The organism is Pseudomonas sp. nanlin1, from assembly GCF_045571515.1.
Classification (GTDB): Bacteria; Pseudomonadota; Gammaproteobacteria; order Pseudomonadales; family Pseudomonadaceae; genus Aquipseudomonas.
Map to the genome: position 1 here is coordinate 3,014,091 of NZ_CP124218.1, position 18,095 is coordinate 3,032,185.

General features: G+C 61.2%; 16 protein-coding genes and 2 pseudogenes. 13 read left to right on the forward strand and 5 right to left on the reverse strand.

The window, feature by feature from the left end; translation table 11 throughout:
- The first annotated feature begins 57 nt into the window (after positions 1-57).
- The 8 genes and pseudogenes from QCL65_RS14015 to QCL65_RS14050 all read left to right on the forward strand — a co-directional run bounded on the left by QCL65_RS14015 (position 58) and on the right by QCL65_RS14050 (position 8,267).
- On the forward strand, positions 58-1,290 hold the full coding sequence (locus tag QCL65_RS14015; protein ID WP_407309573.1) for a 3-methyl-2-oxobutanoate dehydrogenase (2-methylpropanoyl-transferring) subunit alpha: 1,233 nt from the start codon (positions 58-60) through the stop codon (positions 1,288-1,290).
- A gap of 66 nt (positions 1,291-1,356) precedes the next feature.
- Positions 1,357-2,361: an alpha-ketoacid dehydrogenase subunit beta gene (locus QCL65_RS14020; protein ID WP_407316853.1), complete on the forward strand. Its 1,005-nt coding sequence runs from the start codon at positions 1,357-1,359 to the stop codon at positions 2,359-2,361.
- Positions 2,362-2,869: pseudogene (locus tag QCL65_RS14025) on the forward strand (biotin/lipoyl-containing protein); the annotation flags it as partial.
- 71 nt (positions 2,870-2,940) lie between these two features.
- Positions 2,941-3,645: pseudogene (locus tag QCL65_RS14030) on the forward strand (dihydrolipoamide acetyltransferase family protein); the annotation flags it as partial.
- Positions 3,642-5,024 (forward strand): dihydrolipoyl dehydrogenase, encoded by a 1,383-nt coding sequence (gene lpdA, locus QCL65_RS14035; protein ID WP_407309575.1) that lies wholly within the window; start codon positions 3,642-3,644, stop codon positions 5,022-5,024. The pseudogene QCL65_RS14030 and the gene lpdA, both read left to right, overlap by 4 nt.
- Positions 5,025-5,089: 65 nt before the next feature.
- Positions 5,090-6,058, forward strand: a complete 969-nt coding sequence (locus QCL65_RS14040; protein WP_407309577.1) for a hypothetical protein — start codon at positions 5,090-5,092, stop codon at positions 6,056-6,058.
- A gap of 111 nt (positions 6,059-6,169) precedes the next feature.
- Positions 6,170-7,366, forward strand: a complete 1,197-nt coding sequence (locus QCL65_RS14045; RefSeq protein WP_407309579.1) for a hypothetical protein — start codon at positions 6,170-6,172, stop codon at positions 7,364-7,366.
- A gap of 115 nt (positions 7,367-7,481) precedes the next feature.
- Entirely contained in the window at positions 7,482-8,267 is a 786-nt protein-coding gene (locus QCL65_RS14050; RefSeq protein WP_407309581.1) for a CSS-motif domain-containing protein, read from the forward strand.
- On the opposite strand, the gene hppD is transcribed toward QCL65_RS14050, so the two are convergent.
- The gene (hppD, locus tag QCL65_RS14055) at positions 8,239-9,351 is read right to left on the reverse strand and encodes a 4-hydroxyphenylpyruvate dioxygenase (protein WP_407309583.1); all 1,113 of its coding nucleotides are present in this window, start codon (positions 9,349-9,351) and stop codon (positions 8,239-8,241) included. The genes QCL65_RS14050 and hppD overlap by 29 nt on opposite strands.
- A gap of 201 nt (positions 9,352-9,552) precedes the next feature.
- On the opposite strand from hppD, the gene QCL65_RS14060 reads away from it, so the two are divergent.
- Both QCL65_RS14060 and QCL65_RS14065 read left to right on the forward strand, forming a co-directional pair.
- A complete protein-coding gene (locus QCL65_RS14060; protein WP_407309585.1) occupies positions 9,553-9,876 on the forward strand; it encodes a hypothetical protein in 324 nt (107 codons plus the stop codon).
- Between the two features lie 17 nt (positions 9,877-9,893).
- Positions 9,894-10,145, forward strand: a complete 252-nt coding sequence (locus QCL65_RS14065) for a hypothetical protein (RefSeq protein ID WP_407309587.1) — start codon at positions 9,894-9,896, stop codon at positions 10,143-10,145.
- A 46-nt stretch (positions 10,146-10,191) separates the two neighbouring features.
- Here QCL65_RS14065 and QCL65_RS14070 read toward each other — a convergent pair whose 3' ends face one another.
- On the reverse strand, positions 10,192-10,848 hold the full coding sequence (locus tag QCL65_RS14070; RefSeq protein ID WP_407309589.1) for a CoA transferase subunit B: 657 nt from the start codon (positions 10,846-10,848) through the stop codon (positions 10,192-10,194).
- Positions 10,849-10,882: 34 nt separating this feature from the next.
- Positions 10,883-11,581, reverse strand: a complete 699-nt coding sequence (locus QCL65_RS14075) for a CoA transferase subunit A (protein ID WP_407309591.1) — start codon at positions 11,579-11,581, stop codon at positions 10,883-10,885.
- A gap of 98 nt (positions 11,582-11,679) precedes the next feature.
- Here QCL65_RS14075 and QCL65_RS14080 point away from each other — a divergent pair, with 98 nt between their 5' ends.
- The 3 genes from QCL65_RS14080 to QCL65_RS14090 all read left to right on the forward strand — a co-directional run bounded on the left by QCL65_RS14080 (position 11,680) and on the right by QCL65_RS14090 (position 15,072).
- Entirely contained in the window at positions 11,680-12,582 is a 903-nt protein-coding gene (locus tag QCL65_RS14080) for a LysR family transcriptional regulator (RefSeq protein WP_407309593.1), read from the forward strand.
- A 54-nt stretch (positions 12,583-12,636) separates the two neighbouring features.
- On the forward strand, positions 12,637-13,458 hold the full coding sequence (locus tag QCL65_RS14085; protein ID WP_407309595.1) for an aldo/keto reductase: 822 nt from the start codon (positions 12,637-12,639) through the stop codon (positions 13,456-13,458).
- A 225-nt stretch (positions 13,459-13,683) separates the two neighbouring features.
- On the forward strand, positions 13,684-15,072 hold the full coding sequence (locus tag QCL65_RS14090; RefSeq protein WP_407309597.1) for an MFS transporter: 1,389 nt from the start codon (positions 13,684-13,686) through the stop codon (positions 15,070-15,072).
- A gap of 53 nt (positions 15,073-15,125) precedes the next feature.
- Here QCL65_RS14090 and QCL65_RS14095 read toward each other — a convergent pair whose 3' ends face one another.
- Positions 15,126-15,872: an SDR family oxidoreductase gene (locus QCL65_RS14095; protein WP_407309599.1), complete on the reverse strand. Its 747-nt coding sequence runs from the start codon at positions 15,870-15,872 to the stop codon at positions 15,126-15,128.
- Positions 15,873-15,914: 42 nt separating this feature from the next.
- Positions 15,915-17,999 (reverse strand): putative bifunctional diguanylate cyclase/phosphodiesterase, encoded by a 2,085-nt coding sequence (locus QCL65_RS14100; RefSeq protein WP_407309601.1) that lies wholly within the window; start codon positions 17,997-17,999, stop codon positions 15,915-15,917.
- Positions 18,000-18,095 lie beyond the last annotated feature (96 nt).

An 18,095-nucleotide genomic window follows, 5' to 3' on the forward strand; every position in this document is an offset into this window, starting at 1 on the left:
GGCTACGCTTCATATAACGCTCAAACCCACAATAACAAGACCTAGGGTAGCGATAACATGGATGACTACACCCCGCTGCAACTGCACGTCCCCGAACCCAGCGGCCGCCCCGGCTGCCCTACCGATTTTTCCTATCTTTCATTAAGCCCTGCGGGCGCTGTGGGCAAGCCACCCATTGATGTGGAACCCGCCGCCACCGCCGCCCTGGCCGCGAGCCTGGTACGCGTGCTCGATGACCACGGCAATGCGGTAGGCCCCTGGGCCGCCGATATCCCGCTGGGCATTTTGCAGCAAGGCCTGCGCGCCATGGTCAAAACCCGCTGCTACGACACGCGGATGGTGCTGGCGCAGCGGCAGAAGAAAATGTCCTTCTACTTGCAAAGCCTCGGCGAGGAAGCCATCGGTAGCGGCCACGCCCTGGCGCTGCAGCGCAGCGATATGTGCTTCCCCACCTACCGCCAGCAAAGCATTCTTATGGCGCGCGACGTACCGCTACTGGACATGATGTGCCAGCTGTTCTCCAACGAACGCGACCCCCTCAAGGGTCGGCAGTTGCCGGTGATGTACTCCTATAAAGAAGATGGCTTCTTCAGTATTTCCGGCAACCTTGCCACCCAATTCGTCCAGGCGGTCGGTTGGGCCATGGCGTCGGCGATCAAAGGCGATACGCGAATCGCCTCGGGCTGGATCGGCGATGGCTCCACTGCCGAGTCGGACTTCCACACCGCACTGACCTTCGCCCATGTGTACCGCGCGCCGGTCATCCTTAATGTGGTCAACAACCAGTGGGCCATTTCCAGCTTTCAAGGGATCGCCGGCGGCGAGGCCACCACCTTTGCCGGCCGCGGTGTGGGCTGTGGCATCGCCTCGCTGCGGGTCGACGGCAATGACTTTCTTGCCGTGTATGCCGCTTCGCGCTGGGCGGCCGAGCGGGCGCGGCGCAATGTTGGCCCTACGCTCATTGAATGGGTCACCTACCGGGCCGGCCCCCACTCCACCTCAGACGACCCTTCCAAATACCGCCCAGCCGATGACTGGCAGCATTTTCCCCTAGGTGACCCGATCGCGCGCCTGAAACAGCACCTGATTGTGCTTGGCCAATGGTCCGACGAGCGCCATGAGGCACTGCTGGCCGAAGTCGAAGCCCAGGTGCTGGCGGCGCAGAAGGAGGCCGAGTCGTACGGCACCCTGGTCAGCGGAAAAGTCGCCAGTGCGGCGACGATTTTTGAAGATGTCTATAAAGAGATGCCTGAGCACTTGCGCCAGCAGCGTCAGCAGATGGGGGTCTGAACCATGAACGTGAGCACCGACACACGGCAACTGGATGCAGCGGCCGACCAGGGTTCGACCAGCGTCATGAGCATGGTGCAAGCCATTCGCTCGGCCATGGACGTGATGCTGGAGCGCGACCCCAACGTGGTGGCCTTTGGTGAAGATATCGGCTATTTCGGCGGGGTCTTTCGCTGTACCGAAGGCCTGCAGGCCAAATATGGCTGCAATCGGGTGTTCGATACGCCCATTTCCGAGAGCGGCATCGTCGGCATTGCCGTGGGTATGGGCGCCTATGGCTTGCGGCCGGTGGCGGAAATTCAGTTCGCCGATTACGTGTATCCGGCGTATGACCAACTTGCATCCGAGGCGGCGCGGCTGCGCTTCCGCTCGGCGGGCCAGTTCAGCGCGCCGATGACCGTGCGCATGCCCTGCGGTGGCGGCATTTACGGCGGGCAAACCCATAGCCAAAGCCCGGAGGCGATTTTCACCCAAGTGTGCGGTTTGCGCACCGTGATGCCGTCCAACCCCTACGACGCCAAAGGGTTGCTGATCGCGGCCATCGAGAACGACGACCCGGTCATCTTTCTTGAACCCAAGCGCCTGTACAACGGCCCTTTCGATGGCCATCACGACCGCCCTGTTACACCCTGGTCCAAGCACCCGCAAAGTGCCGTGCCAGACGGCTATTACCAAGTCCCCCTGGATAGCGCAGCCGTGCTGCGACCTGGGGCGGACGCCACCATTCTGACCTATGGCACCACTGTTTACGTGGCCCTGGCGGCCGCGCAGGAAACTGCCATCGACGCCGAGGTCATCGACTTGCGTAGCCTGTGGCCGCTGGACCTGGAAACCATCGTCGCATCGGTGAAAAAGACCGGCCGCTGCGTAGTGATTCACGAAGCAACCCGCACCTGTGGTTTTGGCGCTGAATTGGTTGCGTTGATCCAGGAACATTGCTTCCACTACCTGGAGGCGCCCATAGAACGGGTGACGGGTTGGGACACGCCCTACCCCCATGCTCAGGAATGGGCTTATTTCCCTGGGCCTGCACGGGTCGGCGCAGCGCTTAAACGCGTTATGGAGGTTTGAATGGGCACTCACGTAATCAAAATGCCGGACATCGGCGAAGGCATTGCCCAGGTCGAGTTGGTCGAGTGGTTCGTGGCGGTCGGTGATGTGGTTCGCGAAGACCAGATCCTCGCCGATGTGATGACTGATAAGGCCACCGTCGAAATCCCCAGTGCCGTGGCCGGCCGGGTACTAGCACTGGGGGGCGTACCGGGCGAAGTCCTGGCCGTCGGTAGCGAGCTGATTCGCATCGAAGTCGAAGGCGAAGGAAACCACCGCGAGGCCCCAGCGTCGACCAGCGCCGAAGCTCAGCCCAAAGCCGAACCAGAACATGCGCCGCAGCCAACGCACAGCGTCGCACCGCAACCCACTCCCTCCACACCACCGGTCCAAACCGACGCCCCAGCGCCCCAGCGAGCGCTGGCCTCGCCTGCCGTCCGCCAACGCGCCTGGGACAATGGCGTGCAATTGCGCTTCGTCAAGGGCAGCGGCCCGGCCGGGCGCGTACTGCATACCGACCTGGATCACTACCTGCAGAACTCGGCGAGCACCGGTAGCGCTGCCCGCCAGGCCTACGCCGAACGCGACGGCGAGCAGCGCATACCGGTAACGGGCCTGCGCCGCAAAATCGCCCAGCGTATGCAGGCCGCGACCCAGCAGGTCGCGCATTTCAGTTATGTCGAGGAAGTCGACGTCAGCGCGCTTGAGGCCCTGCGCGAGCACTTGAACAAACGCCACGGCGAGCAACGGGGGCGCCTGACCCTGCTGCCGTTTTTGCTCCGCGCCATGGTGCTGGCGGCTCGCGAGTTTCCGCAAATCAACGCCCATTATCTTGATCAGGAAGCCACACCCTGCATCGTTCGGCATGCCGCCGTGCACCTCGGCATCGCCACCCAAGGCCCCCACGGCTTGATGGTGCCGGTGCTGCGCCACGCCGAAAGCCTCGGGCTGTGGGCCAGCGCCCAGGAAATTGCCCGCTTGGCCGACGCCGCGCGCTCAGGCAAGGCCAGCCGGGAAGAGCTCAGCGGCTCAACCATGACTTTGACCAGCCTGGGGGCCTTGGGCGGCATTGCCTCCACCCCGGTGATCAATACGCCAGAGGTGGCGATCGTGGGGGTCAACCGTATCGTCGAGCGGCCGGTGGTGGTCAATGGCCAGATCGTGGTGCGCAAGATGATGAACCTTTCCAGCTCTTTCGATCACCGCGTGGTCGACGGCATGGACGCAGCGCAGTTCATTCAAGCCTTGCGCGGCCTGTTGGAGCAGCCGGCGTGCCTGTTCATCGACCTGGAGGAGCGCGCATGAAATCAGTACGCACTTCGGTGCTGATCCTCGGCGGTGGCCCTGGCGGCTATGTCGCGGCCATTCGTGCGGGGCAATTGGGCTTGCCGACCCTGCTGGTGGAGAGTCAGGCCCTGGGTGGCACCTGCCTGAATGTAGGTTGCATTCCTTCCAAAGCGCTCATTCACGTGGCCGAGCGCTTTCATGAACTGGCCGGCCTGCAGCAAGACGCTAGCCTGGGCATCTCGGTGGGCGCCGCCCAGTTGGATATCACCCGCAGCGTGCAGTGGAAAGACCGTATCGTCGACCGTTTGACCAGCGGCGTCGGCGCCTTGCTGAGCAAACATAACGTGCAGGTAATCCATGGCCAGGGGCGCATAGTCGATGGCAAAACGGTTGAAGTGGCCAGCGCCGACCTGCGTATCGAATGCGAGCACCTGGTGTTGGCCACCGGCTCCGAAAGTGTAGAGCTGCCCGGCCTGCCCTGGGCAGCGTCGGTGATTTCTTCCACGCAAGCGCTGGCGCCCTCGACCTTGCCGCGACGGCTCTGTGTGGTGGGTGCTGGATATATTGGCTTGGAGCTGGGGATCGCCTACCGCAAATTCGGCTGTGAGGTCGACATCGTCGAGGCGCAATCAAGGATCTTACCCACCTATGACCGCGAGCTGACGGCGCCGATCCTGCAACGGCTGCAGCGTTTGGGTATCGGCGTCCACCTCGGGCACCGCGTCGAAAGCTACGACGAGCAGCGCCAGTGCCTGAGATTGACAGACGCATCGGGTAACGCGCACCCGCTCAACGCCGACCGGGTGTTGGTTGCCATAGGCCGGCGCCCACGCACCGCCGGTTACAACCTGGAGAGCCTCGGCCTGAGCATGAGCGGCCGGTGCATCGAGGTCGACGCCCAGTGCCGCACCAGCATGCGCAACGTCTGGGCCATAGGCGACCTTACCGGCGAACCGATGCTGGCCCATCGGGCCATGGCCCAGGGTGAGGTGGTGGCTGAGGTGATCGCCGGCCAACATCGCGAGTTCTGCCCAGCGGCGATTGCTGCTGTGTGTTTTACCGATCCAGAGCTGGTGGTGGTGGGTCTGAGCCCTGAACAGGTGCAGGGCCAAGCCTGCAAAGTCGCCAGCTTCCCATTCGCGGCCAATGGCCGGGCCATGACTCTGGAATCCAGCGACGGTTTCGTCAGAGTCGTCGCCCGTGCCGATAACCACCTGATTCTTGGCTGGCAAGCGGTGGGCAAAAGCGTAAGCGAGCTAGCGGCGGGCTTTGCCCTGTCGTTGGAGATGGGCGCGACATTGGAGGACATCGCCGGCACCGTGCATGCGCACCCCACCCTGGGCGAGGCCATTCAGGAAGTCGCCATGCGGGCCTTAGGCCGGGCTCTACATGTCTGACGCCTATTGACGCGGGTGCCGGCAGGCCGCTAACTGGCGGTTTCAGTCAGCCCGAGGTGGCGAGCATGTTGCGTTGGTTGGGGGCATGTTTCGGCCTATGCGCCGCGCTGGGCGCGCAGGCGGCGGATTATCTGGCTTTCGAGCCAGTCCCGGGGCACGGCCAGATGCACTATTACAGCTCCAACAACGGCGCCCCCCGGGCGGCCCTGATCGTCCTGCACGGCCACCCGCGCGACGCGCTGCGCTCATTCAACGCCGTTACTCAGGCTTTGCAGGGGAGCCCCTGGGCCGCGACAACGCTGTTGATCGCGCCGCAGTTTCAAGTGGGTCAAGACGCAGCGGCCCACTGCACAGGGCCAAATGTGCCAGCTATGCAAACCAATGAGCTGTTGTGGACCTGCCGATCCTGGGTGGAAGGTGCGCCCGCCGACAACGAGCCAGCCGTAACCTCCTTCAGCGCCCTGGATGCGCTGTTGCGCCACTTGGCGGCACAGTGGCCGAGCTTGAGGCAAGTTACCGTGGTAGGGTTTTCCGCGGGTGCGCAGATGGTCCAGCACTACATCGGCTTTGCCCAAGCCGCGCCTGACAGCATCCAGGCAGTGCGCTATGCCGTGGCATCGCCTGGCAGCTACCTGTACTTCGATCCTGCACGACCCTTCCCCGTCGCCCACTGCCCTGGCAGCAACCGATGGCGCTATGGCCTGGAAGGCGCCCCGCCCTGGCTCGAGCAAGGCATTGCGCAAGCCAAGTCACGCTATGCAACGGCGACCATCGACTACTTGGTGGGCGCCCTGGATAGCAGCCAGGCGCCCGGTGCTTTCTACCGAATTCTCGACAAGTCCTGTGCCGCCATGGCTCAAGGGCCCTTCCGCCTTCAGCGCGCCCAGGCCTATGTGGCCGCCGAGAACGCCCAGCGGCCCCTGGACGCGCCTCGACGATTGACCATCGTGCCTGGTTGCGGCCATGACGTAACGTGCGTGCTCGGCTCCAGCGCAGCCCAACAGGTACTGTTTAATCTGCTCAGTCCGCCCTGAACTGCTAAGCCTAATCCAGGGCTATTGGCGCTGGTACCTTGGCGGCTGTCCTTGCACCTCGCCGGCCCTCGGCCGATACTGTATGAACGAACAGGACTGAGCCTGCAGCCCATGAGAATCATCGAGAAGAACGGCGCGTTAGTGCGCACCTTGACCGCAGCGGAGCAGGCGTTGGTGGAGGATTTCGAGCAAGGTCTGGCGGACGGCCCGCGGGGTTTGCAAGTTAACCGCTGGCTACTGAAAGTGCGTGCTGAAGGGCAATGGCTGGCCTGTGACTGCCAGCCCAACACCCTGCCGGTGATGAATGTCACGCTCAATGGCAATACCGGTACGTTGTTCCTAAAAAACAACCCCGGCACCCCAGAACACGCTGCCGACTGCCCGATGCGCAAAAGTGAGCGCACCCAGCGCGAGCAGGGTGATGGCAACGCTGAACCCGCGCTCGCCTGGTTGCCCCCAGACATGGCGTTAAAGCTGGTGGGCGCATACCGCAGCGCTGCGGCCGAGCCCGGCAGCGGCGCGGCGCCCGGCCCATCGCGCAAGGACCAGCAACGCCTGCTATCGCTGCTATTGACCCTGATCGAGGCCAGTGGCCTGAACGTCTACGCCACAGACCTGAAAAAAGACCTGACCCGCCAGTTCATCGAGCTGCGGAGCGTTGCCACCCGCTACCCGCTTATAGAACGCGTTCCTGCCAGCAACTATCTGGAAACGCGCATCGACATGAAGCATATGCTGATGCTCAAGGCGCGTCTGCAAGAGGCGACCGTATTTGCTAACCAGCGCCGCCATGGCCTGCTGCTCGACTGCGTCATGGAAATACGCGGGCGTAAGGTCATCACTAATGGCGGCGGCACGGGGTTCGACTTTCAAGGGCATCACTGGCTGTGGGGTGGCGCCAAAAGCACTGGCCCGCTGCTGGCGCTGGCCATTTATTCGCCCGCGACGGCAGGCAGCCAGTTCTATCAAATGATCCACGTGGCCACCGTCCCGGTACTCTCCAAAGGTCACCTGTTTCCGGTGTTCCGCGACGAAGAACGCGAGCCTTTGAAAATGTTGGTGTCCTTGATCGACTGGATGGCTGGCAAAGGGGTGCGGGTGGTCATGCGCAGGCCGGTGATCGGTGCACGGGTAATGGACGAACTGGTGCTGAGCTCGGACCTCGACCGCGTGCTGTCGGTCTCGTTGTTAGCCCAGCCCACTGGCCCCGAACCCAGTTCGGATACCTTCAAACGCTTGGCCGACTTCAAGAGTCTGGAGACCTTTCGCAAATATGTCGCCGGGTTCTTTATGCGTGAGCGCGGATAAAGGTCTGCGCTTAATAGGAGGGCTCCTACAGCTACCAGCCTGATGATTGACGCCCCGTGCGCCCGAACTGGCCCTACCCTGAGCGCTTCGGCCATCGCGATCACGGAAGATCCCCATGAAAACATCCTCAATACGCCCCGGCAGTTTCAAGGCCATGTTCTGCTCTCTGCTGGTAGGCATGGTGCCTGTTGGCAGCGGGCTATTGGTCACCTTTTGGAACGTTACCGAAAACCTCGCATCGGCCACCCACGAGGCCGCCGCGCGCACCATAGAGCACCTGGATGACGTGCTCTACCAAGCAGAGAGCACTGCCAACCGCCTGCTACCGCGAGCCGGCCAAGCCTGTGACGCGGTTATTGAGCAAGTCCGCCAAGAGGTGGTAGTACAGCCCTTCTTGCGCGGGGCGAACTTGATCCAGGGCAGTCAGATCTACTGCAGTTCCTATTCCGGCGCTGAACTTGGGCCAAAACTGACAGATGAAGCCCTGAACCAGCGCTTGAGCCTGCGCGCTGGCAACGCCATGATGCCCATAACCAGTGCGCTGACCTATCGCATCTACGACGCACCACTGGGTGTCAGCACCATGGTCGACGGCCGCTTCATCGCCTATATGCTCGAGCTCATCCAGCGCGAGGTGACGATCGGCATTGAGGTAGACGGGGTGTTCCTGTTTAGCGACCGTATCGCCAGGGACAAGGACCTCCCCGACCACGACCAATTTCACCTGATAGTTAAATCAGCGGTGTTCGGCTATGACGTGCATGCTGGCTATACCAAGGAATACGTTAGTCGTGTCTACCGGACCCAGCTGTTGTCCATACTGGGCACACTACTCCTTTTGGGTACCCTCGCTGGCGGCACCTGCCACTACTTCATGACGCGTCGCCTGCGGCCGAGCTGAGCCCCTGAGCGGCCGCGCCCAGTACGCCACGACGCACTTGATCACGCTCGATGGATTCGAACAACGCCTTAAAGTTACCTTCGCCGAATCCATCGTCCCCCTTGCGCTGAATGAACTCGAAAAACACCGGCCCTAACGCGGGCTCGGAGAATATCTGCAACAACAACCGGCGCTCCCCGCCTTGGGTATCGCCGTCCAGCAAGATCCCTCTGGACTGCAGCGCATCCAGCGGTTCGCCGTGATGGGGTAAGCGGCCGTCGAGCATCTCATAGTAAGTGGCTGGAGGCGCGGTCATGAAATGCATGCCCAGCGCCTTCAGGGCGTCCCAGGTACGTACGAGGTCGTCGCAAAGAAAAGCCACATGCTGTATGCCTTCGCCATTGAACTGCAGCAAAAACTCTTCGATCTGCCCGGCGCCTTTGGAAGACTCTTCATTCAGGGGAATGCGGATCAGGCCGTCAGGTGCACTCATGGCCTTGGACGTCAGGCCAGTGTATTCGCCCTTGATGTCGAAATAGCGCGCCTCTTGGAAATTGAACAGTTTCTCGTAGAACCCAGCCCAGTAGGCCATACGCCCGCGATACACGTTATGGGTCAGGTGGTCGATGCACTTGAGACCGGCACCGCTGGGGTTACGCGGCACGCCTTCGATGAAATTGAAGTCGATGTCGTAGATCGAGCTGCCTTCACCGAAGCGATCGATCAAATACAGCGGCGCCCCGCCTATACCTTTGATTGCCGGCAGGTTCAGTTCCATAGGCCCGGTGGCGATGGCGATGGGCTGAGCCCCCAGCTCAAGGGCGCGGCCATAAGCCTGGTGGGCATTGCGCACGCGAAAAGCCATGCCACAGACCGAGGGCCCGTGCTCGGCAGCAAAGTACGCGGCCAGGCTATTGGGCTCTTTGTTCAAGATCAGGTTGATCTCGCCCTGGCGGTAGAGGTCGACGTTTTTCGAGCGGTGAGTGGCGACGTGAGTAAACCCCATCATTGCAAACACAGGCTCTAGCACGCCGGGAACAGGTGAGGCGAATTCGATGAACTCGAACCCCATCAGGCCCATGGGGTTTGCAGCGAGATCCGACATAGAAACTCCTCAGGTTCGTTGGCAGTTGCAATAAAGCAGTGCCCTGACCTTGTTGTTATTCGTAACTGGATTCTACCCTGCGTAATAAGCGATGTCTTGTGCGGCGATCATGACAGGCCCATGACCGTTCGTCGGTCGGGTGGCACCTCTTGTAAATAGGTGCAGCCCAATTCACTGAGCCTATAAAAACGGAGAATCGCCATGAAATCCTCATCACTTAACGCCCTGGCCCTCGCTGGCCTGCTGTGCGCCGCCGCCCTGCCTGCTCTTGCGGATTCCAGCACTGGCACGACCAACCCTGCGACCCAAGGCAGCGGCAAAAACCTGCCGAACGGTAACGTCGACGGTTCTGCCGCCCCTACTAGCCCGGGCGGCACCACCAAGGCGATCAAACCCCAGGACACGGGCAACCCCGAAGGCAGCACTATGGGTGGCATGGGCGGTGCGACCAATCCGGAAAAAAATAAAACCGATATGGGCGATGGCACCGGTTCTGAAGGTGCTGATGGCTCTAGCACCAAGTAGCCTTGGAGAAAGATGATATGGCCGATCCACATCCAGCCCCCAACGATGACGCCACACAAGCGCCTGATGATCAGGACGGGCCGCGTAATGACCCGGCGATCGACCCTGACGGCAGCACAGCGGGCTCGCCGGAACCCGCGAGTACCGGTAATAGCGCCGACACCAGCGAAGACAACCGGTACAGCCCCGACTTCGAACCTGACGACCAGGAATCTACTGGCGAGGACGAGGGGAACGTGGATGCGGACATCGATACCGCAACCGGTTGAACGGCATTAATGAGCGGCAAGCCCTGCCTTGTCGCTCTTCCCTCCTCTAAAACGTCATTTCGATCACGTCATCCGGCACGATCAACTTCCCCGCTGTTTTTGCCACAATCTCCTCGACACTCACCCCCGGTGCGTATTCACGAAGGATAAAAGCGCCGTCTGCGATCTCTAGATAAGCGAGGTCGGTGAGTACCTTGCGGATACATCCCGCCCCCGTCAGCGGTAGGCTGCACTGCGGCAACAATTTCGATTCGCCGTCCTTGGACGCGTGGGTCATGGTCACGATGATGTTGTCGGCGCCGGCCACGAGATCCATGGCGCCGCCCATGCCTTTGATCAATTTGCCCGGGATCATCCAGGAGGCAATGTTGCCCGCCACGTCCACCTCAAAAGCACCCAGCACCGTCAAGTCAACGTGCCCACCGCGAATCATGGCGAACGAGTCGGCTGAATTGAAAATCGATGCGCCAGGCCGTGCGGTGACTGTTTGTTTGCCTGCATTGATCATGTCGGCGTCTACGGTTAACTCAGTGGGGAATTCACCCATGCCAAGCAGGCCGTTTTCCGACTGAAGCATCACATCGATGCCAGGGGGGACGTAGTTGGCCACTAATGTAGGTATGCCGATGCCCAGGTTGACGTAGAAACCGTCTCTGAGTTCGCGCGCCACGCGCTGGGCCATTTGTTCACGGGAAAGTGCCATAGGTACCTCTTATCAATAAGCAGGCAGCGCCCTGTCAGGCTTTGAGGGTGCGTTTTTCGATACGTTTTTCGAATTGCCCAAGGATCAAGCGGTCGACGTAGATGCCAGGCGTGTGGATCTGCGCGGGATCGAGCTCGCCAGGTGCGACGATCTCCTCGACCTCAACCACGGTAATTCGACCGGCCATGGCGGCCAGTGGGTTGAAGTTCTGCGCGGTATGGCGGTACACCACGTTACCGAAATGGTCGGCTTTCCAGCCTTTGACGATGGCAAAGTCGCCGATGATTGCCTCTTCCAGCAGGTACTGGCGCCCGGCAAATTCCCGTACTTCCTTACCGTCGGCCACCGGCGTGCCGACCCCGGTGGCGGTATAGAACGCCGGTATACCGGCCCCGCCCGCGCGCATTTTTTCGGCCAGGGTGCCCTGTGGGGTGAGCTCGACCTCAAGTTCGCCGCTGAGCAACTGCTGTTCGAACAGTGCGTTTTCGCCCACATAGGACGCAATCATTTTGCTGATCTGCCGCTCCTCCAGCAAAACCCCCAAGCCAAAGCCGTCGACACCACAATTGTTGGAGACAACGGTGAGGCCTTTGACGCCCAAGCGGCGTATCTCATTGATGAGGTTTTCCGGAATGCCACACAGGCCAAAGCCGCCGCTGAGCACGGTCATGCCGTCGTTCAGGCCCGCGAGAGCCTCTGCGTAAGAGGCAACGCGCTTGTCGAGGCCAGCCATATCGATCCCCCGCTTATTGTTCTGAAAGGCTATCTTCTCGCCATCGCGCTAATTTGTTAATTTTGTTTTTAAGTGGTTTTTATTGGGTTTCTAAATATATGAACGTTCGACAACTGCGGGCATTTGTAGCGGTGGCGCAGGCCCTTAGTTTTGCCCAGGCCTGCGAACGCTTGCATTTGTCACAGCCCGCGCTGAGCCTGACGATCAAAAGCCTGGAGCAAGACTTGGGTGGCGCCCTGCTGGCACGGACCACCCGCAGCGTCAGCCTGACCCCTGAGGGCGAAACCTTGTTGCCCCTGGCCCGGCGCTTGCTGGCCGACTGGGACAACGCTGAAGAGCTGCTGCGCCAGCGTTTTACCCTGCAACGGGGCAACGTTGCCATTGCCGCCATGCCCTCCTTCGCCGGCAATTTGTTACCTGACGCCCTCAGGGTATTCCGTGACCGCCACCCCCAGGTCAATGTGACGGTGCACGATGTGATCAACGAGCAGGTGCTGGAGATGGTGCAACACCGGCGCGTTGAACTGGGCGTCGGCTTCGAGCCACACGCCCACAGCGTTTTGCAGTTCACGCCGCTGTTGCTCGACCGCTTCGTGGCGGTGGTGGCCCGCGGCAGTGCGCTGGCCGAGCGCGCGGAAATCACCTGGCAGCAATTGCTCGACGAGGACTTTATCGCCCTGCAACGCCCTTCGGCGGTACGTCTGCTGCTGGAGCAGAGCATCCTGGAGCAGCACGGGCGATTGACCGTGGCGTTCGAGAGCCATCAATTGAGCACCATCGGCCGGATGGTCGCCAGTGGCCTGGGCGTCAGTGCCGTGCCCTCGATCTGCCAAGGGCAGATGCACGAGCTAGGCGCCTGTTGCGTCGCCTTGAAGAGCCCCGGCATCGAGCGCCAGATCGGCTTGCTGAGTTTGCCGGAGCATAAGTTATCGGCGGCGGCACAGGCATTGAAAGAAGTGTTGATCCACTACCCTTGGGCAGTCCCTGGCTCAATAGCCTGAACCTGTGGCGGCTAAGGTTGCCGAAACACCCATTGGCACTTCGAGGAGAGACCCATGCGTACCTGCAAATTAGCTGACACTCACGTTCCCGTCATCGGCCAGGGCACTTGGCGCATGGGCGAAGACCCCAGCGCCAGGGCTAAAGAGGTCGCAGCATTGCGTGAGGGCATCGAGCTGGGCATGAGCTTGCTCGACACCGCAGAAATGTATGGCGAAGGCGGTGCCGAGAAAATTGTCGGCGAAGCGATTGCCGGCCGCCGCGACCAGGTGTTTCTGGTGAGTAAGGTCTACCCCCACAACGCCAGCCGCCAGGGCGTGGCACAAGCCTGCGAGCGCAGCCTGCAGCGCCTGGGCTGCGAGTATATCGACCTATACCTGTTGCATTGGCGCGGGCAATATCCGCTGGCAGAAACGGTCGATGCCTTTGAGCGCCTTCGCGAGCAGGGCAAGATTGGCCGCTGGGGCGTTTCCAATTTTGACGTGGCCGACCTCTTAGAGCTGGACAACCCGGCATGCGCCACTAATCAAGTGCTGTACAACCCTGAAGAGCGAGGCATCGAGTTCGACCTGCTGCCATGGAGCCAACAGGCCCACCTGCCAACCATGGCCTACTGCCCCATCGCCCAGGCGGGCGGGCTCCTGGCCGACCCCAGCGTCATGGCGATCGCCCAGCAGCATGGCGTCACGCCGGCCCAAGTGTGCCTGGCCTGGGTGTTGCGACAGCCGCATATGATCGCCATTCCCAAGGCCGTCACGCTGGCCCATGTTCGGGATAACGCTGGCGCTGCCGACCTGCAACTGACCCCAGCAGACCTGCAAAGCCTGGACGCGGCATTCCCCGCGCCCCGGCGTAAACAGCGGCTGGCGATGGTCTGAGCAAAGATCTGTCAATCCTGCCCATGCAATAGTGCAGCATGCTATTACACTGGGTGTGGGCAGGCGGTATTGACGCGCTTTCAGCGACCTGATATTTATTAACTACCCAGTTAGTTTTGCATGGTGTGCAGAGTGCGTCCGCGTGACGCCTTCACTTTGCCCACCTACCCAGAACGCAAGCTTTCATGGCACAACGCTCGATAATAAAAACAACGGAGACACAGCATGGCTAGCCACGCAGAAAATGAGGCGCACGGTGCGCGCCAGACCAAAAAGGCGACCGCCAGTGGTTGGGTCGGGTCAGCACTGGAATACTATGATTTCTTCATCTATGCCCAAGCGGCAGCCCTGATCTTCCCGCAGATTTTCTTCCCTTCCACCGACCCTAAAGTCGCCATTGTGGCTTCTCTGGCAACCTACGGCGTGGGCTACATCGCGCGTCCCATTGGTGCCTTCGTGCTCGGTCACTGGGGCGACACCCGCGGTCGCAAGAACGTCTTGCTGTTGTGCATGTTCCTTATGGGCTTCGCCACTATGGCGGTGGGCCTGCTGCCTACCTACGGCCAGGTTGGCGTACTGGCGCCTATCATGCTGGTGATTCTGCGCCTGATCCAGGGCTTCGCCGTGGCGGGGGAAATTTCCGGGGCCAGTTCGATGATCCTCGAACATGCACCGTTCGGACGGCGAGGTTTCTATGCCAGCTTCACCTTGCAAGGTGTGCAAGCCGGGCAGATTTTCGCCGCAGCCATATTCCTCCCACTGGCTTACTTCATGCCAGAAGAGGCCTTCAATTCGTGGGGCTGGCGGATCCCGTTCCTGCTCAGTGCCGTGGTACTGATCGCCGGTTTTATCATTCGTCGCGAAGTCAATGAAACACCAGCGTTCGTTGGTGAGGGAGCGAAGCAAGCAGCGCCTAAGTCACCGATTGCAGAAGCCTTCCGCCACAGCTGGAAGACCATGTCCCTGGTGACCTGCATGGCCTTGATGAACGTGATTCCGGTGGTTGCGACCATCTTCGGCGCCGCGTATGCCGTGCAACCGGCCTACGGAATCGGCTTCGAGAAAAGCGTTTACCTGTGGATCCCAGTGATCGGCAACGTGGTTGCCGTGTTGATCATCCCTTTCGTGGGTAACTTGTCCGACCGCTTCGGGCGCCGCCCGATGATCATCGGTGGGGCTTTGGGTTCAGGCCTGCTTGCCTTTGTCTACTTGTATGCGATCAGCATCCACAGTGTGCCATTGGCCTTCGCCACCTCGATTCTGATGTGGGGCGTGGTGTACCAGGGTTACAACGCAACCTTCCCCAGCTTTTACCCGGAACTGTTCCAAACCCGCTATCGGGTCTCGGCCATGGCCATCTCGCAAAACGTCGGGACCATGTTCACCGCCCTGCTCCCGGCCTTGTTCGCTGCAGTGGCACCGCCCGGCTCGAGCAACATCCCAGTGACCGTGGGTGCGATCGCCTTCGGGGTCACCGTCATCGCCGCCACCGCCGCTTACTTCGCCAAGGAAACCTACCGCATTCCGATGAGCGAACTAGGCAAGCCGGATGCGGTACCTATGGGCGAAGCCGAGTACGAACGGCTGCGCCTGGAAGCCATCAGCAAAGTCTGACGGCAACCCACCCAAGGCCCCTCGCTGTAGCGAGGGGCCTTGGCCTCGACCGCTCAACGCCCGCCCGCCAAATCCACGAACGTACCCGTCGCATAGCTGGCTTGCTCCGACAACAGCCAGATAATCGCTTCAGCCACTTCTTCCGGTTGCCCGCCCCGCCCCATGGGTATGCCCGGCGCCAGTTTGCTCACCCGTTGCGCATCGCCGCTCAAGCGGTGAAATTCGGTATAGATATACCCCGGCCGCACGCTATTGACCCTGACTCCCTCCCCGGCCACTTCCTTGGCCAGCCCTAAAGTAAATGTATCCATGGCGCCTTTGGACGCGGCGTAGTCCACGTACTCGCCTGGCGAACCCAAACGTGCAGCCGCAGACGAGACATTGACAATGGCCCCACCGCGCCCGCCATGGCGGGTCGACATACGCAGCAGCGCATGTTTGGCGCAGAGCATGGGCCCTATGACGTTGGTCTGCATCAAGTGCCACAGGCGCGCCTGGCTCATCTCATCGAGCCGAGCCCTTGGGCCGACAGTACCGGCATTGTTGACCAGGGCACGCAACGGCCCGAGTTCGGCGTCGACCTGTTGGTAGAGGCGCTGCACTTGCTCTTCACTGCTCACGTCAGCTTGGACCGCAATGGCCTCGGCACCCAACTCGCGCACTTGGTCCAGGGTTCGCTGGGCAGCGTGGGTATCGGCCTGGTAATTGATGCAGATGCGATAGCCGCGGCGAGCAGCCAGCAGCGCGGTGGCCGCACCGATGCCGCGGGTGCCACCGGTGATCAGTATCACTTCATCCATAATCGTCGCTCCTGATAACCCGTAAACTTGCTCAGCGGGTCATCATAGCGCCTTGGCGCTCACCTGGCTGGCCTGCACTTGGGCCATGAAGGCGTCAGGCGGCAGCGGATGCCCCAACAGAAACCCCTGCAGCGAATCACAGCCCAGTTCCGACAAAAATACTTGCTGGCTGTCGGTCTCGACACCCTCGGCAACGATGCGCAAGCCCAGGGCGCGGCCTAGTGCGACGATGGCCGAGACGATCGCAGCGTCATCGCTGTCTTGTTCAAGGTCGCGAACGAACCCACGGTCGATCTTCAGCTCGTTGGCGGGCAAGCGCTTGAGGTACATCAAACTCGAATAGCCGGTGCCGAAGTCGTCGATGGACAGGTCCACGCCCATGTCGGAGAGCCCCTGCAGTACATCCATGCTGGCCTGGGCATCGCTCATGGCCGTGCTTTCGGTGATTTCCAGGGTCAGGCTGTTAGCCGGCAAGCCATGGCGGTGCAGCGCTTGCGCAACGCTGGCGGCCAAATCAGGGTGGGCAAATTGCACCGCCGACAGATTGACCGCCATGCGCCAATGGCCGTAGCCCTGATCGGCCCATACGCGCATCTGCTGGCACGCCTGGTTGAGAACCCAGTCACCGATCTCGATGATCAACCCGCTCTTCTCCGCCACGCTGATAAAAACGGCGGGCAGCAACAAGCCGTGTTCCGGATGCTGCCAGCGGACCAGCGCCTCACAGCCGAGAATCGCCCCATCGCGCACGCTGAACTTGGGTTGGTAATGCAGGCGCAACTGGCCCAACTTACACGCCATTCGTAGGTCCTGAAGCAATTGCAGTTTGCGCCGCGCATCAGTGTTCATGGACGCTTCGAAAAAACTGAAGCTGTTCTTCCCGGCGTTCTTGGCCGCGTACATCGCGGCATCGGCGTTCATCAACAGCTCATCCGGGGCCTGGCCGTCGCCTGGAAACACAGCAATACCGATACTGGCCGACACCTGTAGGGAATGCTCGCCCACCGTAAAGGGTGCGGCAATCAGCTCGACCTGGCGCGCGGCGATATCCATGGCATCGGCGGGCGCGCTTAAGTAGGCCAACAGTACAAACTCATCGCCACCGATGCGTGCCAGGGTGTCGTCTGCTGGCAGCGCGTCGCGCAGGCGCCGCCCGACCGCCTGCAACAGTTGGTCGCCCAACTGGTGCCCGTAGGCATCGTTAATGGGTTTGAACCCGTCCAGGTCCATGAATAGCAGAGCGAAACATCCGCCCTGCTCATCGGCGAGGTTGATTGCCTGGCTGACCCGTTCCGCGAGTAACAGCCGGTTGGGCAACTGGGTAAGGTTGTCGTGCAGCGCCAGTTGGGTCAGTTCCTGATTAGCCAGGCGTAGCGAATGGCTGAGCGCCTGGGTACTGGCCTCCATGCGCGCATTCAGCACTGAGGTAAGCAGCGTGGCGCTGAGCACCGCCAATGTGGTGACCACCACCATATAATCCAGGCCCCGAGCACTGATGCCATCGACGGCCGCACCACACCAACTGCCCTCGGCGAACCCCGCTGCGGCCATGCCGATATAGTGCATACCCACAATGGCACCGCCCATGACCAGCGCGGCCGCCCCCCGAGCCAGCCGGACATACGGGGCCGCACTACGTAGCCGAAAGGCAATCGCCAGGCCCAGCGCCGAGGCCACTACGGCCACCAGCAGTGAAGCCAGAAACAACCCCCGGTCATAGACAATGGGCGGCTGCATTTGCATGGCGGCCATGCCGGTGTAATGCATCGAGCTGATACCGGCGCCCAAAATCAGCGCACCCAATATGAGCATAGGCAGCGTGAGGCGCGGTTGGCTGACCAGCCACAGCGCGAAGCCACTGGACAGCACTGCGATCAATAGGGAGTAGCCGGTGGTGGCCAGGTCGTAGCCCAGCTCAATGGGCAAGTGGAAAGCCAGCATGCCGATGAAATGCATCGACCACACACCAAAGCCCAACGCTAGCGCGCCGCCAAAGCGCCAGTAATGGACGGCGCGGCCTTGTGCGGTGGCAATTCTGGCGACCAGATCCAATGCCGTGTAAGACGCCAATACAGCGACAAACACCGAAATGAACACGAGGGAGGGAAAGTAGCTACCAGTCAACATGGGCTATCTCAAAGAGGCAGTCAGCCGGCATCCATGCTCGTAATCAGGCGCGGAGTGTAAACAACTCCAAGCGTCGACGATAGCGATGGGCTACCG